This is a genomic window from Natrinema hispanicum, from assembly GCF_004217335.1.
GTDB lineage: Archaea > Halobacteriota > Halobacteria > Halobacteriales > Natrialbaceae > Natrinema > Natrinema hispanicum.
In genome coordinates this window covers 78,063-103,843 of record NZ_SHMP01000005.1, presented here as the reverse complement: position 1 = coordinate 103,843, position 25,781 = coordinate 78,063, and the positions used below count along the sequence as shown (strand labels likewise).

Annotated in this window: 27 protein-coding genes and 1 tRNA gene; 14 read left to right on the top strand and 14 right to left on the bottom strand. The window is 63.2% G+C overall.

Annotated features, from left to right (window positions below; translation table 11 throughout):
- Positions 1-72: 72 nt before the first annotated feature.
- The 3 genes from BDK88_RS12630 to BDK88_RS12620 form a co-directional block, all read right to left on the bottom strand.
- Positions 73-147 (bottom strand) — tRNA-Met (locus BDK88_RS12630).
- Positions 148-213: 66 nt separating this feature from the next.
- Entirely contained in the window at positions 214-660 is a 447-nt protein-coding gene (locus BDK88_RS12625) for a GtrA family protein (RefSeq protein ID WP_130500730.1), read from the bottom strand.
- A gap of 188 nt (positions 661-848) precedes the next feature.
- Positions 849-1,115, bottom strand: coding sequence for an HAH_0734 family protein (locus BDK88_RS12620; RefSeq protein WP_130500729.1), 267 nt, complete (start codon positions 1,113-1,115; stop codon positions 849-851).
- A gap of 199 nt (positions 1,116-1,314) precedes the next feature.
- Between BDK88_RS12620 and BDK88_RS12615 the strand changes: the two genes are divergently transcribed.
- From BDK88_RS12615 to BDK88_RS12595, 5 genes are read left to right on the top strand one after another with little or no spacing between them, the layout of a single operon-like run.
- Positions 1,315-1,596, top strand: coding sequence for a 50S ribosomal protein L44e (locus tag BDK88_RS12615; RefSeq protein WP_092933981.1), 282 nt, complete (start codon positions 1,315-1,317; stop codon positions 1,594-1,596).
- A 5-nt stretch (positions 1,597-1,601) separates the two neighbouring features.
- Positions 1,602-1,775, top strand: coding sequence for a 30S ribosomal protein S27e (locus BDK88_RS12610; RefSeq protein WP_008009490.1), 174 nt, complete (start codon positions 1,602-1,604; stop codon positions 1,773-1,775).
- Positions 1,772-2,572, top strand: a complete 801-nt coding sequence (locus BDK88_RS12605; RefSeq protein WP_130500728.1) for a translation initiation factor IF-2 subunit alpha — start codon at positions 1,772-1,774, stop codon at positions 2,570-2,572. The genes BDK88_RS12610 and BDK88_RS12605 overlap by 4 nt, the downstream gene beginning before the upstream one ends.
- Entirely contained in the window at positions 2,572-2,751 is a 180-nt protein-coding gene (locus tag BDK88_RS12600) for an RNA-protein complex protein Nop10 (RefSeq protein WP_130500727.1), read from the top strand. Before BDK88_RS12605 ends, BDK88_RS12600 begins: the two co-directional genes overlap by 1 nt.
- A gap of 6 nt (positions 2,752-2,757) precedes the next feature.
- Positions 2,758-3,525: a proteasome assembly chaperone family protein gene (locus BDK88_RS12595; protein ID WP_130500726.1), complete on the top strand. Its 768-nt coding sequence runs from the start codon at positions 2,758-2,760 to the stop codon at positions 3,523-3,525.
- 174 nt (positions 3,526-3,699) lie between these two features.
- Here the strand turns inward: BDK88_RS12595 and BDK88_RS12590 are convergent, their stop codons facing one another.
- A complete protein-coding gene (locus tag BDK88_RS12590; RefSeq protein WP_130500725.1) occupies positions 3,700-4,479 on the bottom strand; it encodes a DUF7839 domain-containing protein in 780 nt (259 codons plus the stop codon).
- Between the two features lie 105 nt (positions 4,480-4,584).
- Here BDK88_RS12590 and artA point away from each other — a divergent pair, with 105 nt between their 5' ends.
- Both artA and BDK88_RS12580 read left to right on the top strand, forming a co-directional pair.
- Entirely contained in the window at positions 4,585-5,577 is a 993-nt protein-coding gene (gene artA / locus BDK88_RS12585) for an archaeosortase A (protein ID WP_394342674.1), read from the top strand.
- Complete coding sequence (locus BDK88_RS12580) at positions 5,570-6,289, top strand: metallophosphoesterase (RefSeq protein ID WP_130500723.1); 720 nt, start codon at positions 5,570-5,572, stop codon at positions 6,287-6,289. Before artA ends, BDK88_RS12580 begins: the two co-directional genes overlap by 8 nt.
- A 40-nt stretch (positions 6,290-6,329) precedes the next feature.
- On the opposite strand, the gene BDK88_RS12575 is transcribed toward BDK88_RS12580, so the two are convergent.
- The 3 genes from BDK88_RS12575 to BDK88_RS12565 all read right to left on the bottom strand — a co-directional run bounded on the left by BDK88_RS12575 (position 6,330) and on the right by BDK88_RS12565 (position 8,835).
- Positions 6,330-7,187, bottom strand: a complete 858-nt coding sequence (locus BDK88_RS12575; RefSeq protein ID WP_130500722.1) for a metallophosphoesterase family protein — start codon at positions 7,185-7,187, stop codon at positions 6,330-6,332.
- 58 nt (positions 7,188-7,245) lie between these two features.
- Complete coding sequence (locus tag BDK88_RS12570; RefSeq protein WP_130500721.1) at positions 7,246-8,601, bottom strand: NAD(P)/FAD-dependent oxidoreductase; 1,356 nt, start codon at positions 8,599-8,601, stop codon at positions 7,246-7,248.
- A 99-nt stretch (positions 8,602-8,700) separates the two neighbouring features.
- Positions 8,701-8,835, bottom strand: coding sequence for a transporter (locus BDK88_RS12565; protein ID WP_130500720.1), 135 nt, complete (start codon positions 8,833-8,835; stop codon positions 8,701-8,703).
- A 147-nt stretch (positions 8,836-8,982) separates the two neighbouring features.
- Between BDK88_RS12565 and BDK88_RS12560 the strand changes: the two genes are divergently transcribed.
- Entirely contained in the window at positions 8,983-9,777 is a 795-nt protein-coding gene (locus tag BDK88_RS12560) for an N-acyl homoserine lactonase family protein (RefSeq protein WP_130500719.1), read from the top strand.
- A 172-nt stretch (positions 9,778-9,949) separates the two neighbouring features.
- Here BDK88_RS12560 and gatB read toward each other — a convergent pair whose 3' ends face one another.
- The gene (gene gatB, locus BDK88_RS12555) at positions 9,950-11,446 is read right to left on the bottom strand and encodes an Asp-tRNA(Asn)/Glu-tRNA(Gln) amidotransferase subunit GatB (RefSeq protein ID WP_130500643.1); all 1,497 of its coding nucleotides are present in this window, start codon (positions 11,444-11,446) and stop codon (positions 9,950-9,952) included.
- A gap of 201 nt (positions 11,447-11,647) precedes the next feature.
- Between gatB and BDK88_RS12550 the strand changes: the two genes are divergently transcribed.
- The 3 genes from BDK88_RS12550 (at position 11,648) to BDK88_RS12540 (ending at position 16,534) form a co-directional block, all read left to right on the top strand.
- The gene (locus tag BDK88_RS12550) at positions 11,648-11,947 is read left to right on the top strand and encodes a DUF7518 family protein (protein WP_130500718.1); all 300 of its coding nucleotides are present in this window, start codon (positions 11,648-11,650) and stop codon (positions 11,945-11,947) included.
- A gap of 89 nt (positions 11,948-12,036) precedes the next feature.
- Positions 12,037-15,609, top strand: coding sequence for a chromosome segregation protein SMC (gene smc / locus BDK88_RS12545; RefSeq protein WP_130500717.1), 3,573 nt, complete (start codon positions 12,037-12,039; stop codon positions 15,607-15,609).
- Positions 15,602-16,534, top strand: coding sequence for a segregation and condensation protein A (locus tag BDK88_RS12540; protein ID WP_130500646.1), 933 nt, complete (start codon positions 15,602-15,604; stop codon positions 16,532-16,534). The genes smc and BDK88_RS12540 overlap by 8 nt, the downstream gene beginning before the upstream one ends.
- Before the next feature lie 106 nt (positions 16,535-16,640).
- On the opposite strand, the gene BDK88_RS12535 is transcribed toward BDK88_RS12540, so the two are convergent.
- Both BDK88_RS12535 and BDK88_RS12530 read right to left on the bottom strand, forming a co-directional pair.
- Positions 16,641-17,693, bottom strand: a complete 1,053-nt coding sequence (locus BDK88_RS12535; RefSeq protein WP_130500647.1) for a dipeptide epimerase — start codon at positions 17,691-17,693, stop codon at positions 16,641-16,643.
- Entirely contained in the window at positions 17,690-18,709 is a 1,020-nt protein-coding gene (locus BDK88_RS12530) for a DUF1611 domain-containing protein (RefSeq protein ID WP_130500648.1), read from the bottom strand. The genes BDK88_RS12535 and BDK88_RS12530 overlap by 4 nt, the downstream gene beginning before the upstream one ends.
- Before the next feature lie 286 nt (positions 18,710-18,995).
- Here BDK88_RS12530 and BDK88_RS12525 point away from each other — a divergent pair, with 286 nt between their 5' ends.
- Positions 18,996-19,190 carry a hypothetical protein gene (locus BDK88_RS12525; RefSeq protein ID WP_130500716.1) on the top strand — a complete coding sequence of 65 codons (195 nt, stop codon included), beginning with the start codon at positions 18,996-18,998 and terminating at the stop codon, positions 19,188-19,190.
- A gap of 123 nt (positions 19,191-19,313) precedes the next feature.
- On the opposite strand, the gene BDK88_RS12520 is transcribed toward BDK88_RS12525, so the two are convergent.
- Complete coding sequence (locus tag BDK88_RS12520; protein WP_130501045.1) at positions 19,314-20,243, bottom strand: Vms1/Ankzf1 family peptidyl-tRNA hydrolase; 930 nt, start codon at positions 20,241-20,243, stop codon at positions 19,314-19,316.
- Positions 20,244-20,272: 29 nt separating this feature from the next.
- Positions 20,273-20,665 carry a DUF5802 family protein gene (locus BDK88_RS12515; protein WP_130500715.1) on the bottom strand — a complete coding sequence of 131 codons (393 nt, stop codon included), beginning with the start codon at positions 20,663-20,665 and terminating at the stop codon, positions 20,273-20,275.
- 325 nt (positions 20,666-20,990) lie between these two features.
- Between BDK88_RS12515 and BDK88_RS12510 the strand changes: the two genes are divergently transcribed.
- Complete coding sequence (locus BDK88_RS12510) at positions 20,991-21,929, top strand: prolipoprotein diacylglyceryl transferase (RefSeq protein WP_130500714.1); 939 nt, start codon at positions 20,991-20,993, stop codon at positions 21,927-21,929.
- An 87-nt stretch (positions 21,930-22,016) separates the two neighbouring features.
- Positions 22,017-22,676: a metalloregulator ArsR/SmtB family transcription factor gene (locus BDK88_RS12505; protein ID WP_092934022.1), complete on the top strand. Its 660-nt coding sequence runs from the start codon at positions 22,017-22,019 to the stop codon at positions 22,674-22,676.
- Between the two features lie 45 nt (positions 22,677-22,721).
- On the opposite strand, the gene BDK88_RS12500 is transcribed toward BDK88_RS12505, so the two are convergent.
- Positions 22,722-23,273: a DUF456 domain-containing protein gene (locus BDK88_RS12500; RefSeq protein WP_130500713.1), complete on the bottom strand. Its 552-nt coding sequence runs from the start codon at positions 23,271-23,273 to the stop codon at positions 22,722-22,724.
- A gap of 106 nt (positions 23,274-23,379) precedes the next feature.
- Positions 23,380-25,716, bottom strand: coding sequence for a phosphoenolpyruvate synthase (gene ppsA / locus BDK88_RS12495; RefSeq protein ID WP_130500712.1), 2,337 nt, complete (start codon positions 25,714-25,716; stop codon positions 23,380-23,382).
- Positions 25,717-25,781 lie beyond the last annotated feature (65 nt).

Sequence of the window (25,781 nt, the reverse complement as noted above, 5' to 3'; positions counted from 1 at the left end):
GCGAAGCTGCTTCCTGACTCAAACTACAACCGTGCTATGGTTGGCGCTCACGAGTTAGTTCGCGCCAAAACATAGCGGGAGGTAGATTTGAACTACCGATCTGCGGGTTATGAGCCCGCCGGAATCTCCTGGCTATCCCATCCCGCTACCTGTTCATACCCGAGTCGCCTAGTTAAGGGTTGTGATTCGGCTGCCGTATGCGGGTTTCTCCCGTTAGTCCTGATGGACCTGCCACGTATAGAGGCTCTCACAGGTGTAGTTAACGAAGAAGCCGACGCCAATTCCGACGACGTTCGCCAGCACATACCAGACCGCAAACCGGCGAACCAGAACAGCTAGTACCGCCAGCGTCACGAGAAACCCACCAAGTCGGACCACGTTTGAACGCAGGAATCGCTTCCCCAGGGGTCGAAGTCCACTCTTTCCGTAGTCAGCAAACGTCCATCGTTCGTTGACCGCAAAGATTACCGCGATGCCGAGCTCCCAAGAGAGCACTTTCGCGATAACCGGACCGAGAACTGTCGCCTCGACTAACAACACGAGAACCACATTGTCGACGGCCGCTCCGACGGCACCGACGCCGACGAACTGCCCGAATCGCGTCGTCGAACACAGCGCGCGAACCCGCATCCGGACGGCCTCTGACAGGGAATTACTCATCGTCGTATTCGGTCTCGAGCGTACCGGTCACTGTCGACGGCTTGGATTTCCATCTTCCGGTCGCCGCGTAAAAATAGCAACTAAGAGACAGATCTGTGAACTCGAGCACGCTGTCTGAGTCGCCGATGGAAGCCGGTCATGAATGGACTGGGCGGACAGAACTCGGGACGAGAGTGTATCGATGCCGATCAGATCGCGAGATCGGCTTTCGGCCGGATAACTTCGACATCCTCGGCCTCGACATGGTCGACCTCGAGGAAGTGTGGCATGTAGTTCCGTTTCTCGTAATCCTCGTATTCGTCTTCCTTGCCGACGGTACACCAGAGCTGGACCCGGTCAGGACCGTGGTACTCGCCGTTTCTGTTGATCCCAAAACAGACCACTTCCGACTCCCCGTATCGGATGATGGCCCCATTTCGAATGCCGGGATCGCCGTGGATGATGAGCTGCTTCATGCCTTCAGCTTCACAGGAGAGCGGATTAAACGCTTCGGAGGCTGCTGTCGCCTCGCGAGGCGGACGACAGAAAGCAGCCTTGTCTGCACGTCAACAGCGAGCGTGGCCGGCAGCCCGTCGTCGCCCGTGGGCGGTGGCCCGGCGGCTATCAAACGGTTTTTAAACAGCGCTGCCATAGGCCACAGCAAGTGAGATAACCATGCAGATGCCACGCCGATTCAATACGTACTGCCCGCACTGCAACGAACACCACGAACACGAAGTCGAAAAGTCCCGAACGGGCCGCTCCTCGGGGATGAAATGGGACGCTCGCCGTACCCGGCGCAACAGCGCGTCGATCGGGAACTCCGGTCGCTTCTCGAAGGTGCCCGGTGGCGAGAAGCCGACCAAGAAGACCGACCTCAAGTACCGCTGCAACGAATGTGGCAAAGCCCACCTCCGCGAGGGATGGCGCGCTGGCCGACTCGAGTTCCAGGAGTGATTTCAATGGCAGGAAACTTCTACAGCGTCCGATGCGGTGACTGCGAGAACGAACAGACCGTCTTCGGCAAGGCCTCCACGGAGGTCGCCTGTGCCGTCTGTGGCACGACGCTTGCGCGACCGACCGGCGGCAAAGCCGAGATCGAACACGAGATCATCGACACAGTCGAGTCACGATGAAATACAGCGGCTGGCCCGACCCCGGCGAACTCGTCGTCGGCAAGATCGACGAAATCGAGGACTTCGGTGTCTTCGTCGATCTCGAGGAGTACGAGGACAAGCGCGGACTGATCCACATCTCCGAAGTCGCAAGCGGCTGGATCAAAAACGTCCGCGACCACGTCCGCGAGGGCCAGATCGTCGTCTGTAAGGTCCTAGATGTCGACGAGAGCTCCCAGCAGATCGACCTCTCGCTGAAAGACGTCAACGACCACCAGCGCTCCGACAAGATTCAGGAGTGGAAAAACGAGCAGAAGGCCGACAACTGGATGGAACTGGCCTTCGGCGACGACATCGACGACGAGGCCTACACCGCGATCGCCAACGAACTGATCGGGGCCCATGGAAGCCTCTACGACGGCTTCAAGCAGGCCGCGATCCACGGTGAGGAAGCGCTCGAGAACACTGATCTCGACGACGACGAGATCGACGAGATCGTCGAGACGGCCCGCGAGAACGTCTCGGTGCCGTATGTCAACGTCACTGGCTACGTCGACTTGGAGAACCCGTCGCCAAGCGGTGTCGACGGCATCCGCGAGGCTCTCGAGGCGGCCGAAGGCAACGGCGAAGTGCCCGAGGAAGTCGACCTCGAAGTGAGCTACGTCGGCGCGCCCGAGTACCGCATCGAGGTGCAGGCACCCAACTACAAGACCGCCGAATCCCAACTCGAGGATAGCGCCGACCGCGCGATCGCCGCAATCGAAGGCCACGACGGCAGCGGCGAGTACCATCGCGAGCGACGCACCGACGACGAGTAATGAAATCCGACATTCGGGTGTGTTCGGCGTGGCGGACGGCCCACGACCGCCCGGTGTATACCCTTTCTGCGGTCTGTCCCGAGTGCGGTGCCGACGCCGAAAACAGCGCGCCGGCTCCGTTCGACCCCGAAGATCCCCACGGCGAGTACCGACGCGCTCTTAAACGTCGCAATCGCTGATACGGTATGGACGAACTCGAGATCGACGTAGTCGCCGAGGTCGAACTGGACGACCCCGTCCTCGTCGAGGGGTTGCCGGGGGTCGGACACGTCGGCACGCTCGCCGTCGAACACTTGCTCGAGGAACTCGAAGGCGAGAGCACGCTCGTCCGACGGGTCTACTCCCGCGAGTTCCCGCCGCAGGTAAGCATCGAGAACGGCGTCTCAGAACTGACCTGTGCTGAGGTCTACGCCGTCGACGTTCCCGACGGCAGGGATCTCCTGCTTTTGACCGGCGATCATCAGGCCCAGAGCAACGCCGGCCACTACACGCTGACCGACGCCTTCCTCGATATCGCCGCGGAGTTCGGCGCGACGGAGGTGTATGCACTCGGTGGCGTCCCGACCGGTGAACTCATCGACGAGTACGCCGTCGTCGGGGCCGTCAGCGACGAGTCGTTGCTCGAGGGACTCGAAGACGCTGGCGTCGAGTTCCGCGAGGACGAACCCGCCGGTGGCATCGTCGGTGTCTCCGGGCTCTTGCTGGGGCTTGGCGAGCGCCGCGGCTTCGATGCGGCCTGCCTGATGGGCGAGACCAGCGGCTATCTCGTCGATCCGAAAAGCGCTCGATCGGTGCTCGAGGTGCTCGCTGACGTGCTCGGCTTCGACCTCGATTATGAATCCCTCGACGAGCGGGCCGACGAGATGGAAGACGTCATCGGCAAGATCCAGGAGATGGAACAGCAACAGAGCATGGACGTGCCGACCGACGACGACCTGCGCTACATCGGGTAACGACTCGATTTGCTTCGTTTCTGCAACCAGTTGTGTCGCTGAGTGAGCCGCGCAGTCTTCCCGTATCAGAACTGGGAGACGGGTCGTTGGCCGGGCCGCTTATATCCGTCACTGTGTCCCGGCGCACCCGCAGCGGGTTACGGGGACGCTAAAACTGTCTGGCAGCTGTCCGTATCAACCCTCGAGTACTTCGTAGGACACGTCGGAATCACGCAGTGCGTCGGTGACACGGCCGACGGCGTCGGTCGTCGCGACGGCGGTGACCGCGAGGCCGTGACTTGCAGCGTCAGCTGCGACGTCACCAACGGCGAAGGTAACCGCAGGGTCAGTACCGGCCTGTCGGCAGGCGACGACGGCCTCGACACCGGTGGCGACGACGAGATCGGCGTCGGTACACGCGTCGGTGACCGTCGCATCGTCGATCGCACGGCTGCCGCCGGTACGGATCGATGGCACCTGGAGGACGGTGACGGAGCCGGGCTCGAGTTCCATGACACCCTCGAAGCTGGTGACACCGACATCGGTCCCGGCTTCAGCGTCGCTGGTCGCGATCCCGGTCGCGGGACCCTCATTCCCCGGCGTGGCATGAAGCAGGCCGTCCTCAACGGTCAGTGAGACCGTCTCGCCCTCCTCGATGTCGTCGGTGGCGATGTACGCATCCTCGCTCATCGCGCCGAGGACGTCGCCGGTGACGTGGTCGGCGAACCGACGAACGTCGTCGGCCGCACGGAAGAGCCAGTCGACGCCTTCGCGAGTGACGCGATATCGAGAGCGGCCTTCCTTTTCGACGAATCCTTCCTCGACGAGTTCGCGAATGTATTCGCTGACGGCCTGACTCGTCACGCCGACTTCCTCGGCGATCTCACCCTGGCTGACCGCGGGCTGGCGCTCGGCGATCTGGACGAGAATCCGGAACCGCGTCGCGGCCCGCTTGTTGTCGAGGACGTCGACCATACCGCTATATTTCGGTGCGCGGCAAAAAGGGACGCGGTCGGCCCGCTGTGTCGATCGGCCGTACCGAGGCGTCAAGTTGATAGCCGGAGAGACCATCGGAGTGAGATGAACATGCCGACCCTACCCGCGTCGACAGCGGTAACTATCGGTTCGATTCCGCTCGGAGACGTCCTCGCCTGGACCGCGATCGGCGCGTTCGTCGCAGCGATGGTCCTCGAATGGCGCGATTTCGTCGACCCTGCACGCTACCTCGCAGCAGGTGCCTGGGTCGTCTTCGGCCTCTTCTGGCTGACGATGGTCCCACACTACTATCTCGAGGTCAAAAGTCCGATTCAAACGCTGCTGACACTGGCTGCACTGCCGCTGTCCGTCTATGCCGGGTATCTGCTCGTACAGGGACGAGAGTCACTGCTCGTGCTGTCGAACGCCGTCGCGTTCATGGGTCTCTTCTATCTGCCTGCGGAGACGATCCCCGTCGTTCGCACGTGGCTGATCGAGACGACGGCCGCCCAGACGCATTTCGGGATGGAACTGTTCGGCTACAGTCCCGGCATCATCGAAGGGAGCAACGGCTACATGAGCAAGTTCGGGTTCGATCCCAACGAGACGGTGACCGGCCGGACGACCTACATCATCATGTCCTGTACCGGCATTGGCAGCATGGCCATCTTCGGCGGTCTCATCGCAGCGGTCGACGCACCGCTCAAGCGGAAAGTTACGCCCTTCGTGCTCTCGATCGGCGTCATCTGGTTTCTGAATCTCGTCCGGAACGTCTTCATCGGGCTGGCCTCGCCGTGGGGCTGGTTCCAGCAGGATTTCTTCGTCTACTTCGTCACGGAGTTCATGGGCGCACCCGCCGACCGAACCTCCTATCTCGTCGCCCACAACTTCATCGCCCAGTCGCTGTCGATCGTCGCCCTGCTTGGCATTACGTACCTCGTCGTCCGCCTGCTCCCCGAAGTGCTCGAGCCCCTCGAGGAAGTCATCTACATCCTGACTGGGACGGAGTACGACCTCGCGGACGCCCTCGGCACGGACGGTCAGGGCGAGACCGACGCGGCGGCACGCACGGCCCGCTCCGAAACGGGCGATGACTGACACCGGCGTCGCGATCGACGTTCCGTTTGCCGTCTACGACCGCGCTGTCTTTGTTCCCGCTGCCGAAACGCTCGTCCTCGCGGACGTTCACCTCGGGAAAGCAGCCGCCTCGAGCGTCGACGCCCCGATCGACGACGGTACCGACGTTTGCGACAGACTCGCGGACCTGCTCGCGGCGACCGAGCCGAGCACGGTCGTCATCGCTGGCGACCTGTTAGACTCGTTTTCGCGCCTTCCACACGGCGTCGAACGCGATCTCGAGCGACTAATCGATGTCGTCAACGCGGTTGAAGCCGAGTTTGTCGTCACACCTGGCAATCACGACACGATGCTCGAGGCGGCCTTCGACGGCGAAACGGCGCTCGAGTACGAACTGGCAGACGGCGAGACAGTAGTCTGTCACGGCCACGAGCGCCCGGAGACGACAGCCGACCGGTACGTCGTCGGCCACGACCATCCCGCGCTGTCGATCGAGGGTCGCAAACGGCCGTGTGTGCTCTACGGCCCCGATGCCTACGAGGGCGCGGACGTGCTCGTCCTTCCCGCGTTTACCCGGCTTGCTGCCGGCGCGACCGTCAACGGCATGGCCGGTCGTGACTTCCAGACGCCGCTCGTCCGGAATCCCGATGGGTTCTATCCAGCCGTTCACGACGACTCGAGCAGCGAGACGCTGTGGTTTCCGCCGCTGGGAAAACTCCGGAAACTGCTGTGAAGCCGCCTGAGTCGGCATCGTCGGCTGCGTTCCGATGCGCTTACTCGACCGGTGGTTCGGCATCGGTGATCGAGACGTCGCCGTTCTCGAGGGCCACGTCGTAGGCACTCCGGTAGCCGGCGTTGAGACAGGGCGTGCCGGCGACTGTTTCGACGCCCTCGGCCTCGTGGATGTGTCCGCACGCGACGAACGAAATGTCGTGATCGGTCAGCAGGTTCGTGAGTGCGATCGATCCCCAGTGGCGACCGCCGATACGGGGAAAGGACTCGGCTACCTGGTCGAGCGTCGTGTTGAACGGCGGGACGTGTGTGAGTCCGATCGTCCCGTGGCTGTCCTCGCCAGCCGTCGCGAGCGACGTCAGCGTCTCGTATCCGTCACTGTAGGTGGCAAACTGCTGGTCGATCTCCTCGAGTCGGTCGCGCAACGCGTCGGCAGCTTCCGTGTCGTCGCCTGTGGCACGGTCGAGCGTTCGCGCGAGCCACGCGTCGGGGTCGTCGATCCCAGTCATCTCGTCGGGATCGTATCGGACTTCCGGACCGTCGTCGAGCAGCTCGCTCCCGAAGCCGAACACGTGGCATGACCCGAGATCGGCCGTCGCTCGATGCAGGTTCCGGACCCCTGTCGTGCCGTCGATGAACTCCTCGTGTCGATGGTGATCGTGGTTGCCGGGAACCGTTAGAACTGGGACGTCGAGTTCGTCTAGGTGCTCGAAGAACGCGTTCGCCTCCTCGAGTCCGACCAGTTCCTCTTGCTGCAGCGTCCCGTTTGCGACGCTCACGCGAGAGTGAGCGACGTCGCCGACGGTGAGGACGGCGTCGAACCGCTCCCACGACGGATGCGGACGACCGGCGTACCCGTCCTCGCCGAGGTGAAGGTCTCCGAGTACAAGCAGCCTCATGTGAGAAATCAGACTGGAGAGACGGAGACCAGTGACTTAACGATTGGTGATCGAGCCGTCAGCGGCCGCGAGACGCCGACAGGTCGTCGATAACAGCCTTCGCTGCCTGTCGGCCGCTCTCCATCGCACCCTGAATGGACGACCACCGCATGTAGTCGCCCGCCAGATAGACTGGTCCCGCCGGATCGCGAACGTCGGGCAGCTGCTCGCGAAAGCCCGGTGGCTGGACGAACTGGGCAAACGGCACCCGCTCAGTATGGAGGGTCTCGAGTCCGTCGAACCGCTGAGTGGGATACCACGACTCGAGCGTTCGTTGCGTCAGCTCGGATAGTTCCCCGTCGCGTTCCGCCGCTCCGCGGCTCGCGCCGCTCTGCCTCGAGGGCCATTGGCCCTCGCCGCCGAGATACGTCGCACTGATGAGCGTCGTCCCGTCAGGGGCGTACGTCGGCGCGACCGCGCTATGCGGGACGACGTGGTTCGGCCCCTCTTCGGTCGCGTTCAACAGCAGCCGCCGGTCGGTCTCGAGGTCGACGCCGGGTGGCAGCGCGTAATACTGGGTGACACAGCCGCGTGCCTCCGTAGGGATCGCATCGACGCCGGTCAGCTCGCGGGCGGTCGGTGGGTCGGTCGCGACGACGACCGCGTCAGCTGCGACGGTCCCGGTATCGGTCTCGACCCTGACAGAACCATCCGATCCGCTCGAGTCGCCCCCGGTCGCGGTAACCGACTCGACCCTGACGCCAGTCTCGATAGTGCCGCCGACCTCGCGGACGCGGTCTGCGAGTTGGGCCGTGATCGCTCCCATTCCCGCAGCGGGGACAGCAATCTCACCCGCCGCAAGGGTCCGGAACGTGTACTCGAACACGCGACTGGAGGTCGACAGCGAGCGATCGAGGGTGATCCCACCGTAAAAGGGGGCGACGAACTCGTCGATGAACCGGTCTGAGAACCCGCGTTTATCGAGGTATGCCCGGATCGTCTCGTCGGTGCCATCCTCGAGCACCGTCTCGGGATCGGTTCGACGGAGGTCCCACCAGAGTCGAGCGATTCGGAGCGCGTCACCGACAGCGACGACGGGATTTGATAGCGTCGCCGGGATCGTGCCGGGCTCTCGAAGCGGGTCCGCGAGCACCGTTCGGCCGTCGGGGCCCGCGATGGTGGCACCCGGCGCGAACCGTCGTAGGTCGAGTGCCTCGAGATCGAGCTCCCGCTGGACTGCGGGATAGGCCGTAAACAACACTTGAAAGCCGCGATCGAACCGGTAACAGTCGCGCTCGACGGTTCGGACGCGGCCGCCGACCGTCTCGCGGCGCTCGAGCAAGGTGATGTCGACGCCACCGCCGGCGAGGTGCCGGGCGGCGACGAGTCCGGCGAGACCGCCGCCGGCGACGAGAACGTGCGGGGATGAAGCCATACGTACTGATTGAACGACAGTCAATAAAACCGTGGACCTAACGATGCAGGCTGTGCGAGCCGACGCTCGCCTCGAGTCACGTGACGACCATGGCTGTGATCAGTGATCGGTCAGGATTCTGAACGCAGCCCCGACGAGAATCACGATTGCGCCGAGGACCGTCGCCACGGGTGGAATCGGGACGAACAGTAATCCAACACCGACGACGAGCACGATCGTCGAAGCTCTGACCATGTGGAAACGACGCCCTGACGACAGGAAGAATCACGGCAGGCATTGACAACGAGATCGGAGCGAGAGACAGGACAGGATCGCTCCGAGTAGCCGGCCGCGCCGATATCGAGTCCGCACCCATAAGCGCATCCCACACGTGATATGCGTATGGTCGACGCGACACTCACACCGATCGATCGCGGGACGATCACCGCCGACGTCAACAACATTATCCAGGGAGCCGTCCTCGGAACCGCCGACGAGCCAAATCCCGAGACGGTCATGGAGGACGCGCCGGTCTACAACGTCGTCATCGACCACCCCGAGGCGACGATCCTCTGGGATACCGGTTCCCATCCCGACGCCGCAGACGGCCACTGGCCCGCCGACCTCTATGCGGCCTTCGAACACACCGGCCTCCGCCCGCTCGAGGACGATCTGGCCGACGCTGGCTACGCAATCGCCGACATCGACATGGTGATCCAGACGCATCTGCACCTCGACCATGCCGGCGGGCTTTACGCGTTCGAGGATACTGACACGCCGATCGTCGTCCACGAGGCGGAGCTGAAATACGCCTACTACAGCGCCAAAACCGACGCGGGCGACGTGGCCTACCTCGCCGGTGACTTCGACCGCGACCTGAACTGGAAGCCTGTCCACGGCGACCGCCGCCAACTCCTCGACGGCCTCGAGCTCGTTCACTTGCCCGGCCACACGCCCGGCTTGCTTGGCGTGGTGCTCGAACTCGATGACGCCGGCACGGTGATCCTCGCGGGCGATCAGGCCTACACCCGCGAGAACTACGACCAGGGCCTCCCGATGGGTGGGGGACTCCTCTGGAGCAATCGCGACTGGCATGAGAGCCTGCGAACGGTCAGGGACCTCGAGCGCCGCCACGATGCGCGGGTGTGCTGTGGACACGCCAGGGCGGATCTCGAGGCGCTACAGGATGGACTATAGGGAGACTATTCCTCGAGTTCGGCCCGCAACAACTGATTCACGTCGCCCGGATCGGCGCTGCCACCGGTCAGTTTTGCCACCTTTTTCACGTCGGGTTGCTCGCTGGACTCGCAACCCAACGTGAAAAATCTGGACCAAAAAGCCGAACGCTCGCTTTGCTCGCGTTCGGTAGTTATCTTTCCAACTCCGCTCGCAACAACTGGTTGACATCGCCCGGATCGGCGCTGCCGCCGGTCTTTTGCATGACCTGGCCCACGAGGAAGTTGATCGCGCCGTCGTCGCCCGACTCGTAGTCGTCGACGGCATCAGGATTCTCGTCGATCGCCTCGACGACGGCCTGCTGGACCTCGTCTTCGCCGGTCTTGCCTAAGCCCTCCTCGGCGACGACCTCGTCCGGCGTGCGGCCGTCGTCGAGCATCGAGCGCAGCACCGTTTCGCGGGCGTTTTTCGCCGTGATTTCGTCCTCGGCGACGAGTTCGACCAGTCGGGTGACTTCCTCGAGTCGGTCCTCGATCTCGGTGATCTCGATGTCGCGGTAGTTGAGTTCGCCAAGCAGGTTGTCCGCGACCCATGTGGCGGCGAGATCGGGATCGAACTCGCCGGCGACGTCCTCGTAGAAGTCCGCGACCTGTTTCGTCGAGGTAAGCTTCGAGGCGGCCTCCTCGTTCAGACTGTACTCCTCCTGGAACCGTTCGCGACGAGCCGAGGGGAGTTCCGGGATCGCGATCTCGTCTTTCCACCCGGAGACGCGAAGCGGCGGCAGGTCGGCCTCCTCGAAGTAGCGGTAGTCTTTCTCCTCTTCTTTCGAGCGCATCGAGACCGTGATGCCCCGACTCTCGTCCCAGTGGCGGGTCTCCTGTTCGACCGCGCGGCCGCGCTGGATGGCGTTCTTCTGGCGGGTCTCCTCGTATGCCAGAGCCTTCTCTGCGCCCTTGTGACTCGAGATGTTCTTGACCTCCGTGCGGTTCGCCGCGGCCAGCGCCTCTTCGCCGATCTCGTCGACGTCATCGCCGTCGATTTCGTCCTCGGGGATGATCGAGAGGTTGGCGTCGATCCGCAGGCTGCCGTCGCGCTCGGCGTCGAAAACACCCAGGTACTCGAGCACTTCCTCGAGTTCCGCGAGGAAGGCTCGCACTTCGCTCGGACTGCGGAAGTCCGGTGCGGTGACGATCTCCATCAGCGGCGTGCCCGCGCGGTTGTAGTCGACGAGGGTGTACTCCGCGGAGTCGATGCCGCCACCGCCGCCGACGTGCTGGAGGCTGCCCGGGTCCTCCTCTAGATGAGCGCGCTCAATTGTGATGGTACGGCGCTGGCCCTCGACAGCAACCTCGAGTTCGCCGTCGGCACAGATCGGCTCGTCGTACTGGGTGATCTGGAAGTTCTTTGGCAGGTCAGGGTAGTAGTAGTTCTTCCGGTGGAAGCGGGTCTCCTCTGGGATGTCGGCGTCGATCGCCTTCCCGATCTTGACGGCGGCCTCGACGGCGGCCTCGTTGAGGACCGGCAGCGCTCCTGGCAGGCCGAGACAGACCGGGCAGACGTTCTCGTTGGGGTCGTCGGTCTGGTCGGTCGAACAGCCACAGAAGATCTTCGTATCGGTTTCCAGCTGAACGTGGACCTCGAGCCCGATGACGGTCACGAGGTCGCCCTGCTGGACGGTCTGGGCAGTCATTGGACATCGATTCGGCCCCACGGGGGTAAAACGTAACGGGACGAAGTCGCCGCGCTTGGCTGTGCCGTCTTCGAGCACCCCAGATTCGTTGTCGGTGTCTACTCGCGTGTTCGTGACCGATCGGTCGTCGCAGGACCGTATATAAGATAGCTTATATTCGTCTGACGTACGTTTATGTGGCCGGACGGCCCCCTAGCAGATATGTCGAACAACCGTGTCGAGCAGCTCGAATCGACGGTTTCGGAACTCGAGTCGACGGTAACAGGCCTGACGGAGGAATTGATCGAGGCGAAAGAGCGGATCCGTGTTCTCGAGGCCGAACTCGATGCCGACACGCCGACGCGCGTTCCCGAGCGACGGGCGGAGCCTGCCGATGGGGACGAGACCCCCGAAGACGAACCCGACGACGTCGCCGAAGCGGCGGCCGACGCCGACGGTGAGGCAGACACGAGCGGTGACGAAACGGAAGACTCAGGTAGCGACGACATTATCGTAGCATAACTGCAGGCGACGCCGTGGGGCGGGGAACAGAGCCGTGACGAGTACCCACGACCGACGGCGCTCGACGACACGGAGGCCGCGCAAGGAGAATGTATATCAAGGCGATCATCCTCGACGATTTCAAGAGTTTTGGGAGGAAGACCAAGATCCCGTTTTACGAGGATTTCACGGTGGTGACGGGCCCGAACGGCTCCGGAAAGTCGAACATCATCGACGCCGTCCTCTTTGCGCTCGGACTCGCCCGAACCCGCGGGATCCGCGCCGAGAAGCTGACCGACCTGATTTACAACCCCGGTCACGAGGACGGGAACACGTCCAGTGGCCCCCGCGAGGCCACCGTCGAAGTAATTCTCGACAACGCCGACGGCACCCTGGAGCGCTCGCAGGTCGTCAACGCCGCGGGCAGTGAGGACGTCGGCGACGTCGACGAGATCCGCATCCGACGGCGCGTCAAAGAGACCGAGGACAACTACTACTCGTACTACTATCTCAACGATCGGTCGGTCAACCTCTCGGACATCCAGGACCTGCTGGCGCAAGCCGGCATCACCCCGGAGGGGTACAACGTCGTCATGCAAGGCGACGTCACCGAAATCATCAACATGACGCCCCACGCCCGCCGAGAGATCATCGACGAGATCGCGGGCGTCGCGGAGTTCGACGCGAAAAAGGAGGACGCCTTCGGCGAACTCGAGACGGTCCAGGAACGGATCGACGAGGCAACACTCCGGATCGAGGAGAAACGCGACCGGCTCGATCAGCTCGCGGACGAACGTCGGGAAGCGATGCGCTATCGCCGGCTCCGGCGCGAAAAGGACGAGTACGAAGGCTACAAGAAGGCCAGCGAACTCGAGGAGAAACGCGACGAACTCGCGTCGGTCGAAGCCGAGGTCGACGACCTCGCAGACGAACGCCGCGAACTGCAGCGCGAACTCGACGAACGCGAAGGCAAAGTCGTCCGCTTAGCGGAAGACCTCGAGGATCTCAATGCCGAAATCGAGCGCAAAGGCGAAGACGAACAGCTCCGGATCAAAAGCGAGATCGAGGAGCTCAAAGGCGAGATATCACGGTTCGAGGATAAGATCGAAGCCAGCGAAGAACAGATCGAAGACGCCGAATCCACACGCCGAGACGCCTTCGTCCAGATCGACCGGAAACAGGAGACGATCGACGACCTCGAGACGGAGATCCGCGAGCAGAAACTCGAGAAAGCCTCGATCAAAAGCGAGATCCAAGAACGCGAGGCCGAACGCGACGAGCTCGAGGCCGAGATCGAGGCCGTCGACACCGAGTTCGACGAACTCAAGGCCGAACTCACCGAGCGCAAAGACGACCTCGAGGCGGCCAAGACGGAGAAAAACGACCTCCAGCGCGAGCAGGATCGCTTGCTCGACGAGGCCCGGCGACGCTCGAACGCTATCAGCGAGAAAGAAGACGCGATCGAGGCCAAACGCGAGTCGATTCCCGAGATCGAAAGCGAGCGAAGCGACCTCGAGCGGGAACTCGAGAAGGCCGAGCGCAACCGGGCAAACATCGCCGAGGTCGTCGAGGACCTCAAAGGCGAGAAACGCCGGCTCCAGTCGGATCTCGACGACGTCGACGACGATCTGCAGGCCAAACAACAGGAGTACGCCGAACTCGAGGCCAACGCCGGCCAGAGCGGTGACTCCTCCTTTGGCCGCGCGGTGACGACGATCCTCAATTCGGGGATCAACGGGGTTCACGGTGCGGTCGCCCAACTGGGGACGGTTCCCGGCGAGTACGCAACCGCCTGCGAAACCGCTGCTGGCGGCCGGCTGGCGAACGTGGTTGTCGACGACGACGTCGTCGGTCAGCAGTGTATCGAACACCTCAAGTCGCGCAACGCGGGCCGAGCAACCTTCCTGCCGTTGACCGATATGAGCCAGCGCCGGCTGCCATCGGCACCGAGCGATCCGGGCGTCGTCGACTTCGCGTACAACCTCGTCGACTTCGACAGCGAATACGCGGGCGTCTTCTCGTACGTCCTCGGGGATACGCTGGTCGTCGAGGACATCGAGACTGCCCGCTCGTACATGGGCGACTACCGGATGGTCACCCTCGACGGCGACTTAGTCGAGAAAAGCGGCGCGATGACCGGCGGCTCCGGCGGCGGCTCGCGGTATTCGTTTACCGGCGGCGGCGAGGGCCAACTCGAGCGCGTCGCCAAACAGATCACCGAACTACAGGACGAGCGTGACTCCCTCCGCGAGGAACTACGTGGCGTCGAAGAGCGGCTCGACGACGCCCGCGATCGCAAGAGCGACGCGGCAGACGAGGTCCGCTCGATCGAAACCGAACTCGAGGGACTCGACGAGAAACGTGACCGGATCGAGACGGAAATCGCGGACCTCGAGGGCGACCTCGAGGACCTCCGCGAGGAGCGCGAATCCGTCGACGAGCGGATGAACGAGATCGCCGACGAGATCGAGGCGAAGACAGCAACAGTCGAGGATCTCGAGGCCGAAATCGACGCACTCGAGACCGAACTTGCCGACTCGAAGATTCCCGAGTTGACCGATCAGATCGACGCACTCGAAGCCGAGATCGACGAGCGTGAGGACCGGATTCAGGACCTCGATAGCGAACTCAACGAACTCTCCCTCGAAAAGGAGTACGCCGAAGACGCTATCGAGGACCTCCACGACGACATCGAGGCCGCGCAAAATCGCAAGGCAGAGCACCAAGACCGGATCGAGGAGTACGAGGCGAAAATCGACGCGGAACGTGACGAACTCGCAGAAAAGCGCGCGGCCGTCGAGGAGTTAGAGGATGAACTGACCGAACTGAAAGCCGAACGCAGCGATCTCAAGGAGGAACTCGCGGACGCGAAGACGAAACGTGACCAGCAGCAAGACCGGGTCAACGCCGTCGAGAGCAAACTCGAGGACGCACGCGAGCGTGCGAGTGATCTCGAGTGGGAGATCGACGCGTTAGAATCGGAAGTCGGCGATTACGACCCCGAAAACGTGCCGGATCACGATACCGTCCTCGAGATGATCGACCTGCTGAGTGCGGACATGGAGGCGATGGAGCCGGTCAACATGCTCGCGATCGACGAATACGACGAGGTTCGCGAGGATCTCGACGAACTCGAGGACGGCAAAGCGACGTTGGTCGAGGAAGCGGAGGGCATCCGTGACCGGATCGAGCAGTACGAAACCCAGAAGAAACAGACGTTCATGGACGCCTACGACGCGATCGCTGTCCACTTCACAGAGATCTTCGAGAAGCTTTCGGAGGGAACGGGGACGTTACACCTCGAGAACGAGGACGACCCGTTCGACGGCGGCCTGACGATGAAAGCCCAACCGGGCGACAAGCCCATCCAGCGACTGGACGCGATGTCCGGCGGAGAGAAGTCATTGACAGCGCTTGCCTTTATTTTCGCGATCCAGCGGCACAACCCAGCCCCGTTCTACGCCTTAGACGAGGTCGACGCGTTCCTCGACGCCGTCAACGCCGAGCGGATCGGCGAGATGGTCGACGAACTCTCCGAGAAGGCCCAGTTCGTCGTCGTCTCCCACCGGTCGGCCATGCTTGATCGCTCCGAGCGGGCGATCGGCGTGACGATGCAACAGGACAACGTCAGCGCGGTGACCGGCATCGACCTGAGCAGCGGCGAGGTGCCGGCCGATGACTGACGACGAGATTCCGCTGAACATCACGGGCCACGAGGATCGCGACCGGCCCGACGAGACCGACGGCGTCCTCGAGTTCACCGACACCGAGTCGACGGACTCCGACGAGGACGAGGCGACCGTCGAACCGGTTGAACTGCTCGTCCAACTTGCCGAAGACGGCGAGATCGATCCCTGGGATATCGACGTCGTCCGGGTCACCGACAAGTTCCTCGAGGCGATCGACGATGTCGACTTGCGAACGTCCGGGCGAGCGCTGTTCTACGCGAGCGTTCTCTTGCGGATGAAAAGCGACGAGCTGTTTGCGGCCGACGATCCCGACGAGGAGGAACTCCCGCCGTGGGAAGCGCCGTTCGCCGAGGACAGGCCGGCGGACGCTGAGCACGACGACGGTCAGGACTACCCACCAGGGTTCGATCCCGTCGAGAACCTCGAGGCAGAGATGGAACGCCGCCTCGAGCGCAAGCACGCCCGCGGCAAGCCGGAGACGCTGGACGAACTCGTGCGCGAACTCCGGACTGCGGAACGCGACAGCTGGTGGAAGGAATCTCGCAGTTACGATACGAGCGACTCACCCAGCGGCTACGATCGCGGCGTCCAGGAGTTGAACTACCACTCGGGCGATGACTTTCGGGTCGACGACGAGCCGACCAGCGACGACGTCACCCACACGACTCACGAGGAGGACATCGAAGCGGTCATCGACGACGTCGAGGCCGAACTCGAGGCCCACTACGAACGGGGCCGCGACGAGGTGCTGTACGCCGAGATCGATACGGTCGGTGGCTCGCGCGTGATGACGTATCTCGCATTGCTCTTTTTGGCCCATCGGGGCCGCGTGACCCTCGAGCAGGACGATCTGTTCGGCGACCTTTGGGTAAAGGAGGCGACGGTGGAGTCGGACGCGAGCGAAGCGATCGCTGACTGATACGGTCTGCTATCACTGGGTACCGCCGCACCCGCAGGACGGGTCGCGGGTGCGCCGGAACTGACTGAGAGGAGTCCGTATGAGAGGGGAGTCGCCGCCTGTGCTGTTAGTCGACGTCGGACTCGAGGACGGCACCAGTCCCGGGGCGCTCGAGGCCGGCGAGGTCGATCCGGCCGTCGGGCATCGGGACGCCGTCGGCGGGATCGTCGGCTAACAGCAAGGAGCCGTCGAGGTCGGCGTAGTCGAGCAGCGGCGCGAGGTGACAGGCCGCCGCGATCGAGGCGTTCGACTCGGTCATACAGCCACACATCACCTCGAGGCCGTGGGCGCGAGCCGCGTGGATCATCCGTTTGGCTTCCAGCAGGCCGCCGCATTTCATCAGTTTCAGGTTCGCGATGTCACAGCGGTCCGCGATCCGTGGAATATCGGCCAGCGTCACGCAGGACTCGTCGGCAGCGATCGGCAGCGGCGATCGTTCGGAGACGAACCGCAGTCCCTCTGGATTCTCGGCAGGAATTGGCTGTTCGACGAACGCCAGATCGTAGTCCGCTACCCGCTCGATCTTGGTGACGGCCTCGCGGGGCGTCCAGGCCTCGTTCGCGTCGACGAACAGCCGGACATCCGGTGCGACTGACCGAATCGTCTCGATGATCTCGAGGTCACGGTCGGTCCCCAGCTTGACTTTCAACGTGGTGTACCCGCGCTCGACGGCCGTCTCTGTCTTCTCGCGCATCGTTGCCGTGTCGTCGAGCCCGATGGTGTAGGAGGTCTCGAGCGTGTCGTCGGTATCGAGCCCCCAGTACCGGTAGAGCGGGATCTCGAGTTGTTTGGCAACGAGATCGTGAAGCGCGATGCTGACCGCGGTCCGGGCGGCCGGATTCTTGCGGACCGTCTCGCGCATACGGCGTTCGATCCGCTCGAGCTGGTGGGGATCACCGACGTCTTCGACGACCGACAGCAGGTCGGGTAAGACGGCCGTGACGGTCGCTGGGGTCTCGCCGTAGTGTGACGATGGGGTGCCAGCACCGATGCCGACCCGGCCCTCGTCGTCCTCGATTCGGACGAACACGGCCTCGGACTCGGTTGTTGTGCCGCGAGCGATCCCGAACGGGTACTCGAGCGGGAGCGAGCGCCGCTCGAACGCCGTCTCGAGGGTCATAGCAGTTCGTCGAGCACCGCGTCGGTCCCAAAGCGGATCACGTCGGTTGCGGGTGCGTCGAGCGTGTCGGCGTACGCGTCGACGGCGTCGCGAGCCGCCTCGTCGTCATCCATGGCGGAGGTGTTGAGCGCGCCGGCGACGATCTGGCTCTCCGCGACTGGGGCAGCGACGTTCTCGTAGAGGTCGACATACGTTGGAATCGACGGCAGCGCGAACGACTCGTAGCCGTGGATCGCCTCCTGGTCGGCGTTGTGACAGAGCACGAGTTTGTCGGCCATCGACCCGTGGAGGATGCCGAGCGTGACCGCCGAGTACGCCGGGTGGACGATGCTGCCCTGGCCTTCGACGAACAGGTAGTCGTGCTCGTCGCCTTTCTCTACGATCATCTCCTCGACCGCGCCCGCGGTGAAGTCGCTGACGACGCGGTCGATCGGGTTCCCCCAGCCTTCGATCATGATGCCCGTCTGGCCGGTCGGGATCACGGCGGCGTCGTGACCGGCCGCGCGGGCGTCGCGGGCGAGTTCCATCGTCGTCGTCATTTTGCCGGCCGAGCAATCGGTGCCGACGGTGAGGATTACCTCGGCGTCGACCTCGTCGGCCACGCCTTCGGCAACCGTGAGGTCTTCGGGCGGGTTCCGAACGTCCCAGATCTCACAGTCGTTTTCGGCCGCCAGTTGGGCGAACTCTTCGTCGTCTTCGAGGAAGTAGTGCAGTCCAGAGATGACGTCACAGCCGTATTCGAGTGCCGTCCGAACGTCGTCGCGCCAGCTCTCGTCGAAGCCGCCACCGATCGGCGCGATACCGATCAGGAGGGCGTCGACGGCGTCGGGCTCTACGGCGGCCATCTCGGAGACGATCGGTGCGTCCTGCACGTCAGAAACGAAATCGGAGACGCGGTGTCCGTCGGCCGTCCGATCGAGGATCGAGACGACGTCGTGGTCAGCATAGCGGAGGATCCCGAGTGCGGTTTTGGCGTTGTTGGGGAATTTCTCGTGGGCGAGAATTGCGACACGCATACGTGTGAGATAGACGAGGGAGTACTTGAACTACCTGACTGGCGGAATGGCAGTGAGAAGCAAACGCGCATCGAACCCGGCTGAAACGAAACGGATGGAACTACCTTGCTAAGTAGTAGCGTGCTACCGCGGCCATCGTCGGACGCTGCTATGACGGGTGCTGGTGTCAACTGCGCGTTTCATGGCCACGTCTCGAGCACGGACGGTCCCGGTGGGAGCCGGCTGCCGTCCGTCGCGGCTGCAACGGTCGATGTGCTTATTATCGTGTGGGGTGGTGGCACTGAACATGGATGGCGTCCTGAACGAAACGACAAACAAGATACATAGACACGAGACCGGCTGTTCTGACTTCCGGACGACCTGTGGCGCAACCATCCACGTCGCTCACGACAATCTCCGTCTGATCGCTATCGAGCGAGCGGTCACCGATGCGGACGTAACCAAATGCGGTCGCTGTTTTGCCGACGGCAGCGGCTACTGACGTCCCATAGACGGAGTCAGACTGCCGGATACGGGCCCATGACGACTCGAGCGCATCTCGAGAGCCGTCGCCGATGGCGACAGCGCCCGTCTCGATCGCTGGCATCCGCGTGTGCGTTGTGTCTCACAGGACCTGCAACTCCGTTGTCCAGAACGAGTGGACGGCGTCTGCAAGCGCCGGCTCCGGATCGCCGGTCGCGTCGACGGCAGCCGTCGCGGTCGGCTCGAGGTCCGATTCGTCGACCAGAGTGTCGACGATCCCGCGCTGGCCCACGAGAACGAGCGGCGTTTCGGCGTGTTCGCCGCCAGCTTCGTACGCCGCAAGCGCCTCGCGACAGCGCTCGAGGTGGGTATCGATCTGATCGTCACGGATCCGCTCGAATCGGGCCTGTGAGAAGCCGCCTTTCGAGTGGCTGCCTTTGACGTCGCTTTCGAAACCGCGGTAGTCGACGCGCTCGTCGCCCTCGTAGACGCCGCAGGCGAACAGGTCGGTCCGGACAAGCGCGACCGCGTGGCGGCCGGTCGGCAGGAACCACTCGCGCTCGAGTTCGAATCGATCGCTCCAGGTCGCGTCGACGTCGGGAGTGATCGGCGGCTCGAGCGTCACTGCCAGCAGGCCGGCATCGTCGATACAGCAGAGACACGGTGCGGTCTCGTCGATGAGGGCGACCCGTTCGCCGAGGACGTCCGCAAGGTCGTCGCGGACCGTGTCAGGAACCTCGTCGTCGATAACGGCAGTCAGCGCCCCCTCGGGCCCCGTTTGAAACGACGCGAGTCGATCGAGGATGTCCTCGAGTCGGGCTCCACGGAGCTGTTCACGGCGACGGACCTCGAGTGCCGTCTCGTCGTCTTGGAACTGCTCGAGTTCGCCCTCGAGCTGGGCGATCCGATCCTCGAGCCGATTGTTACGCTCTTCGACTTCCTGTCGGGCAGTGGCGGCTTCAGCCCGGCGTTCGGCTTCGGCCTCGTAGCGCTTTCGCAACCGCTCGGTTTCCGCCTCGAGCTCGTCGATACGCTGTTTGAGCGACGCGCGGCCGAGCAACTCGTCGAGCATGCGGCCGAAATCGGGAAGCGAGACTACTTCTAGGTTCCGGCAGTCGACGGCCAGTCGTCGGACGACGTTGCGTCGTCGGTCTGCCAACCGCCAGCGATCGAGAGCAGTTGGCGAGCGCGTTCCCGACGGGCCAGAAACACCTCCTGAAGCGAGGGTGGATTCCGAACGCTGGTTTCCTCGAGCATCGGTTCTGGCAGCGCAAGCGTATTCGTCGGAACGTCGGCGGCCCCGTGAACCGGGAAATGACGCGTCTCGAGTTTCATCACCAGCGGCGTATCGAGCCGCTCGAGGCCGTCGCCTGTCGCGTACACCTCCTCGTTGATCCGCTCGTGTTGCTCGTTGTGCATGAGCGCGTGGTCCCCGTCGGTCGGGGTCACGTAGAGCCGTCCGAGATAGTAGCCTCGAGAGAACACCTCGAACATGCTAGCTAGTACCAAGGGCTGAAGCGGGATAACTGTTTTCGGACAGGGTTACAACGACGCGCTATCAAATATGTTTCCGGCCGACAGCGACTGCCAAATCACAGTATAGACGTGATTGATTTCGTGAAACCGTATGATGAAACTGCGTGTACTATCGGTCAGCCACTGTGACAGCTGGGTCACGCGGTCGGCAGCCGAACGAGAATATTACGGAACGTCAGCCCGTTGTGAACGCTCAAAACGGATTTCAACGGTCGAACGATCCGAGTAAACGATTCGAACGAAGGTCTGTCTTTTTAGGATGTTCTGATCGACAATACGATCGATGAGAACCACGCGGTCCGTCGCCCTCCTGGTGACCCTCGCTATCGTCGGCCTCACAGTCGCGCCAGTTACGAGCGGTGTCGTCGCGAGCACGTTCACCGCAGCCGACACCGATGAGCCGCAGTCGGCCTCGACGAACGCGTCCGTCGGCACGATGATGCAAGTCAGTGCAGCCGACACGAGTAACGCGATCGAAACCGAGCTGTTCGAGACAGCCTACGAACGTACCGATACCGAGCGCAAGGCGACACTCGTCAGCGACCGCGCAGCCGAACTCGAGGAAAAAGTCGCCGCCCTCGAGGCCGAACGCGAACAACTGAAAGCGAACCGCGACCAGCTCTCGCAGGGTGCCTACCAGTCGCAGCTGTCCCGACTGACGGTCCAACTCGCCGCTCTCGAGCGGTCGATCGAACGGACCGAGCGCCGTGCCGCGGAGGTCGGCGTCGCGCAAGATCGACTTGGAGACCTCCAGCGAGACGTGGCTGCAGTCCGGCAGAACACCGCAAAACAAGCCCGTCCAGGCGTCGCGGCAGTCGCTCAGGGAATTGCTAGCAACGCCCCGTCTGACGTGTCCACCGGACCGCCGAGCGAGCGTGGCCCCGACACTGAGCAGTCGCCGGCAGGCGGGCCGGATGACCGGCCGTCGAAGGCCAGTCCAGCTGATCAGTCATCGGAGGGCAATTCAGCTACTCAGCCATCTGAAAGTAGTTCTGCTGATCAGCCATCGGAGGGTAATTCGGCTACCCAGCCATCGGAACGCAGTTCTGCTACTCAGCCATCAGAGGGCAACTCGGCTACTCAGCCATCGGAGAGCGATTCGACCGACCGGTCGTCAGATCGGCCCACGGAGACACCAGCCAGTTCATCGACAGACAAATCGAACGGTGGCGGTGACTCACCCACCGAGTCCGGCGACTCGCGCGGCGCTGCTGGCAGCTAAAGTGTGCTACCGTGTGACGAGACACCGCGTCTCCGGTCGTATTTCGAGCAGACACGCTTTTCAGCGACAGTCACTAACGCTCGCGTAATGGACTCCGCCGCGCTGTTGGATCTACTCGGGAACGAAAACCGAAGACGAATCCTTCGGTTGCTCGCCCGCAAACCGTGCTACGTCACCGAAATATCGGATTACCTCGGCGTGAGTCCCAAGGCAGTCATCGAACACCTACGCAAACTCGAGGAAGCGGGGTTGGTCGAGAGCCGCGTCGACGACCAGCGACGGAAGTATTTTCACATCGCCCGCAACGTCAGGCTCGAGGTGACCGTCTCCCCGTACGGCTTCGCGAGCAAGAGCGCCTATCCGGCCAACAACAGCTTCGATATCACGGCTTGTCGGCACCTCTCGCTCGACGTCGCCTGGGACGAGACGGACGACCTCGACGACTTGCTGGCCGTCCTCGATGAGTTAGAGCAACTCGAAAACGAGCTCTCGCTGGCCCAGCGCTGGGTGCAGGGACGCCTCTCCGACGTGCTCGATCACATCTCCGAGGCCGTCGGGGCCGGTTCGGAAAGTCGGATCTACGCCGATCTGCTCGCAAGCGTCCGTTCGGAGCCCAAATCAGTCGGCGAACTCAGTGAGGACCTCGGCGCGCCACGCGAGGTCGTCACCGAGTTACTCGAGGTGATGGCGGACAACGGCGTGGTTCGCCGGACCGAACACGGCTGGGAGCTGACGACGAACGGGTAAGCGGCAAGTGACACGCGGTCACCGATCGGCGCACGTGTCGATCGCTCACTCGAGGTCGCGGTTGAGGCCGTCGTGCAGGTCACGACCGAAGTAGTACCCGACGAGTGAGGCGAGGAGTCCGAACGTCGCTCCGATGGCGACGACCGTTTGGCCAGAACCAGCCACGGTGATGATCGCGTTATTGAGAACGGCAGTAATAGCACCGACGGAGACGCCGGCTGCCGTCACCTCGAGATAGCGCCGCTTCGACGCGACCAGCCCGATGAGAAAGGCGGTGACGAACATGCCGATCATGCGCCCGGCGATCGGCAGTACGGTCGCGCCAACCAGTAACCCGACACCGAGCAGTGCCACGAGCGCGGCGTACCCTTTTGGCGAGAAATAGCGCCCGAGCGAGAGCCGTGATGTAAGCGGCGAGTACCACGAGCGCGTCTCTCCACCCGCCACACTCGAGGTGTCACCTGCTGACGCGACCGACTCGTCGCCGCCAGCGACGTCGGATTCTGAACGCAGGCGGTTCGTCTCCTCGAGGAAGTCGTCAGTCGCGGGCACGTCCCGGTTCCGACGCTCGGTCAGTTCGTCCGAGCGGTCGCTCATGGCTGACCAGAGGGCGGCCGACAGCATGGGCCTTTCCCCGTTCGAGACGTATCGCACTCGAGCGACCACAACAGCAGCGACGGTCGAAAATGGGTGCCGGAACGCGTTAGCGGACCGAATCGAGCAGCAGCTTCTGTTCGACGCGTTTGACCTCGTGTTGGACGTCACGGACGGCGTCGATGTTCGCGGAGATGGAGCTGATCCCCTCGTTGACGAGGTACTGGACCATCTCGGGTTTGGAGCCGGCCTGGCCACAGATGCTCGTGTCGATGTCGTGTTCGCGGCAGGTCTCGATGACGTTGCCGATTAGGCGCAACACGGCTGGGTGGAGTTCGTCGAAGCGGTCGGCGACGTTCTCGTTGTTCCGGTCGACTGCGAGCGTATACTGGGTCAGGTCGTTGGTCCCGAAGGAGGCAAAGTCGATCCCCGCTTCGGCCATCTCTTCGACCGACAGCGCGGAGGCTGGCGTCTCGATCATGGCACCCCAGCGGCGCTTCTCGGGGTCGATGCCGGCCTCTTTCATGCACGCTTTGGCGCGATAGACGTCTTCGGCGTCGTTGACCAGCGGGAACATGATCTCGACGTTGTCATAGCCCATCTCGTAGAGCCGGCAAAAGGCCTCGAGTTCGTGGGCGAAGACGTCAGTCCGGTCGAGCGAGCGGCGGATGCCCCGGTAGCCGAGCATGGGGTTGTGCTCTTCAGGTTCGTCGTCGCCGCCCTCGAGCTGGCGGAACTCGTCGGTCGGTGCGTCGAGTGTGCGCACGCGAACGGGACGCGGGTAGAACTCGTCGGCGACGCCGCGGATGCCGTCGACGAGTTCCGAGATGTAGGCGTCCGTGCCGTTTTCCTCGATATATTTCTCGGGAGTCTGGTTCAGCGAGAGGATCATGTGCTCGGTCCGCAGCAGGCCAACGCCGTCGGCACCCGTCGCGGCCGCGCGTTCGGCGGCTTCGGGAATGGAGACGTTGACTTTGACTTCCGTCGCGGTCATTGGCTTGACCGGCGACTGCGGACGGACCTCCTCGACCGGTTCGGTCTCCTCGTCGGGTTCGACCGTCGAACCCTCGAGGACGGCACCCTTGTCGCCATCGAGCGTGACGACCTGCCCGTCCTCTAACGTCGTCGTCGCGTTGGTCGTCCCGACGATCGCAGGGACACCCAGTTCACGGGAGACGATGGCGGCGTGGCTGGTCATCCCGCCCTCGTCGGTGATGATCCCCGAGGCGCGTTTCATCGCGGGCACCATATCGGGCATCGTCATCTCGGTGACGATCACGTCGCCTTCGCCGACCTTCGCGAGGTCGTCGAGTTTGGTGACGATCCGGGCGGGGCCGCTGACGGTGCCCGGACTCGAGCCGAGTCCGTCGACGAGCACGTCGCCGGACCCGCTCTCGTCACCGACATCGGTGTCGCCGGCCGTGGCAGCTTGGACGCTCCCGCTGCCGTCGGTCACGCCTTTCGAGGCGTCAACGCCTTCGGTCGTCGCGGCGTCAGTGTCGCTCTCGTCGATCGTCGTGATCGGCCGCGATTGCAGCATGTAGACCTCGCCATCGACGATCGCCCACTCGACGTCCTGTGGCTCGCCGTAGTGGTCCTCGACGCGCTCGCCGAGATCCATGAGCTCGTCGATCTCGTCGGCGTCGAGGACTCGTGCCGTTCGCTTGTCCTCTGCAACCTCGCGCTCGACTGTTTGGCCGGTCTCCTCGTCTTTTTCGTGCATCACCTTCTTCTCGGCGACGGTGACGTCCATCGATCGGTCAGCGCGGTCGATGATGTAGTTGTCCGGTGAGACGGCACCGGAGACGACGGCTTCGCCGAGGCCCCACGCGGCCTCGATGATCATCGTCGGATCGCCGGTCGAGGGGTGGCTCGTGAACATCACGCCCGACTTCTCGGCGTCGACCATCTGCTGGACAACGACCGCGATGTTGACGACGGAGTGGTCGAAGCCCTGCTCCTGACGGTAGTAGATCGCTCGCTGGGTAAACAGCGACGCCCAGCACTCGCGAACGCGTTTTAGCAGCTCGTCTTCGGTGACGTTGAGGAACGTCTCCTGTTGGCCGGCAAAGGACGCATCGGGCAGGTCCTCTGCAGTCGCCGACGAGCGGACGGCGACGAACGCCTCGCCGTCGCCGACCTCGCGGTAGCTCTCGACGATCTCCTCGCGAAGCTCGTCGGGGAACGGCGTCTCGAGGATGAGTTCCTGTGCGCGGTCTGCAGCGTCAGCCAGCGCGGCCGAGTCATCGACGTCGACGTCGACGGCTGCAAACAGTTCTTCGTCGATCTCGGCTTCTTCGATAAACGAACGATAAGTCCCGGCGGTTACGACGAATCCCGGTGGGACGGGTAGCCCCGCACCCGTAAGTTCGCCCAGGGAGGCACCTTTACCGCCGACCTTCTCGAGGTCGTCGGCACCGATCTCGTCCAGCCAGAGTACAGCCATCTCTATTGGGAGAGACAGTGGACCGAATAAAGAAGGTTGCGAACGGCTGCTCGGAGTCAGAATAC

Bases quoted from the DNA above. Each gene is read 5' to 3' on its own strand.
- BDK88_RS12540 (WP_130500646.1), top strand. From the start codon at position 15,602: ATGACTGACGACGAGATTCCGCTGAACATCACGGGCCACGAGGATCGC.
- artA (WP_394342674.1), top strand. From the start codon at position 4,585: ATGAACATGCCGACCCTACCCGCGTCGACAGCGGTAACTATCGGTTCG.
- BDK88_RS12505 (WP_092934022.1), top strand. From the start codon at position 22,017: ATGGACTCCGCCGCGCTGTTGGATCTACTCGGGAACGAAAACCGAAGA.
- BDK88_RS12560 (WP_130500719.1), top strand. From the start codon at position 8,983: ATGGTCGACGCGACACTCACACCGATCGATCGCGGGACGATCACCGCC.
- BDK88_RS12625 (WP_130500730.1), bottom strand. From the start codon at position 660: ATGAGTAATTCCCTGTCAGAGGCCGTCCGGATGCGGGTTCGCGCGCTG.
- gatB (WP_130500643.1), bottom strand. From the start codon at position 11,446: ATGACTGCCCAGACCGTCCAGCAGGGCGACCTCGTGACCGTCATCGGG.
- BDK88_RS12610 (WP_008009490.1), top strand. From the start codon at position 1,602: ATGGCAGGAAACTTCTACAGCGTCCGATGCGGTGACTGCGAGAACGAA.
- BDK88_RS12525 (WP_130500716.1), top strand. From the start codon at position 18,996: ATGGATGGCGTCCTGAACGAAACGACAAACAAGATACATAGACACGAG.
- BDK88_RS12575 (WP_130500722.1), bottom strand. From the start codon at position 7,187: ATGAGGCTGCTTGTACTCGGAGACCTTCACCTCGGCGAGGACGGGTAC.
- ppsA (WP_130500712.1), bottom strand. From the start codon at position 25,716: ATGGCTGTACTCTGGCTGGACGAGATCGGTGCCGACGACCTCGAGAAG.
- BDK88_RS12605 (WP_130500728.1), top strand. From the start codon at position 1,772: ATGAAATACAGCGGCTGGCCCGACCCCGGCGAACTCGTCGTCGGCAAG.
- BDK88_RS12595 (WP_130500726.1), top strand. From the start codon at position 2,758: ATGGACGAACTCGAGATCGACGTAGTCGCCGAGGTCGAACTGGACGAC.
- BDK88_RS12565 (WP_130500720.1), bottom strand. From the start codon at position 8,835: ATGGTCAGAGCTTCGACGATCGTGCTCGTCGTCGGTGTTGGATTACTG.
- BDK88_RS12515 (WP_130500715.1), bottom strand. From the start codon at position 20,665: ATGTTCGAGGTGTTCTCTCGAGGCTACTATCTCGGACGGCTCTACGTG.
- BDK88_RS12580 (WP_130500723.1), top strand. From the start codon at position 5,570: ATGACTGACACCGGCGTCGCGATCGACGTTCCGTTTGCCGTCTACGAC.
- BDK88_RS12550 (WP_130500718.1), top strand. From the start codon at position 11,648: ATGTCGAACAACCGTGTCGAGCAGCTCGAATCGACGGTTTCGGAACTC.
- BDK88_RS12535 (WP_130500647.1), bottom strand. From the start codon at position 17,693: ATGACCCTCGAGACGGCGTTCGAGCGGCGCTCGCTCCCGCTCGAGTAC.
- BDK88_RS12600 (WP_130500727.1), top strand. From the start codon at position 2,572: ATGAAATCCGACATTCGGGTGTGTTCGGCGTGGCGGACGGCCCACGAC.
- BDK88_RS12590 (WP_130500725.1), bottom strand. From the start codon at position 4,479: ATGGTCGACGTCCTCGACAACAAGCGGGCCGCGACGCGGTTCCGGATT.
- BDK88_RS12530 (WP_130500648.1), bottom strand. From the start codon at position 18,709: ATGCGTGTCGCAATTCTCGCCCACGAGAAATTCCCCAACAACGCCAAA.
- BDK88_RS12615 (WP_092933981.1), top strand. From the start codon at position 1,315: ATGCAGATGCCACGCCGATTCAATACGTACTGCCCGCACTGCAACGAA.
- BDK88_RS12520 (WP_130501045.1), bottom strand. From the start codon at position 20,243: ATGCTCGACGAGTTGCTCGGCCGCGCGTCGCTCAAACAGCGTATCGAC.
- BDK88_RS12510 (WP_130500714.1), top strand. From the start codon at position 20,991: ATGAGAACCACGCGGTCCGTCGCCCTCCTGGTGACCCTCGCTATCGTC.
- smc (WP_130500717.1), top strand. From the start codon at position 12,037: ATGTATATCAAGGCGATCATCCTCGACGATTTCAAGAGTTTTGGGAGG.
- BDK88_RS12570 (WP_130500721.1), bottom strand. From the start codon at position 8,601: ATGGCTTCATCCCCGCACGTTCTCGTCGCCGGCGGCGGTCTCGCCGGA.
- BDK88_RS12500 (WP_130500713.1), bottom strand. From the start codon at position 23,273: ATGAGCGACCGCTCGGACGAACTGACCGAGCGTCGGAACCGGGACGTG.
- BDK88_RS12620 (WP_130500729.1), bottom strand. From the start codon at position 1,115: ATGAAGCAGCTCATCATCCACGGCGATCCCGGCATTCGAAATGGGGCC.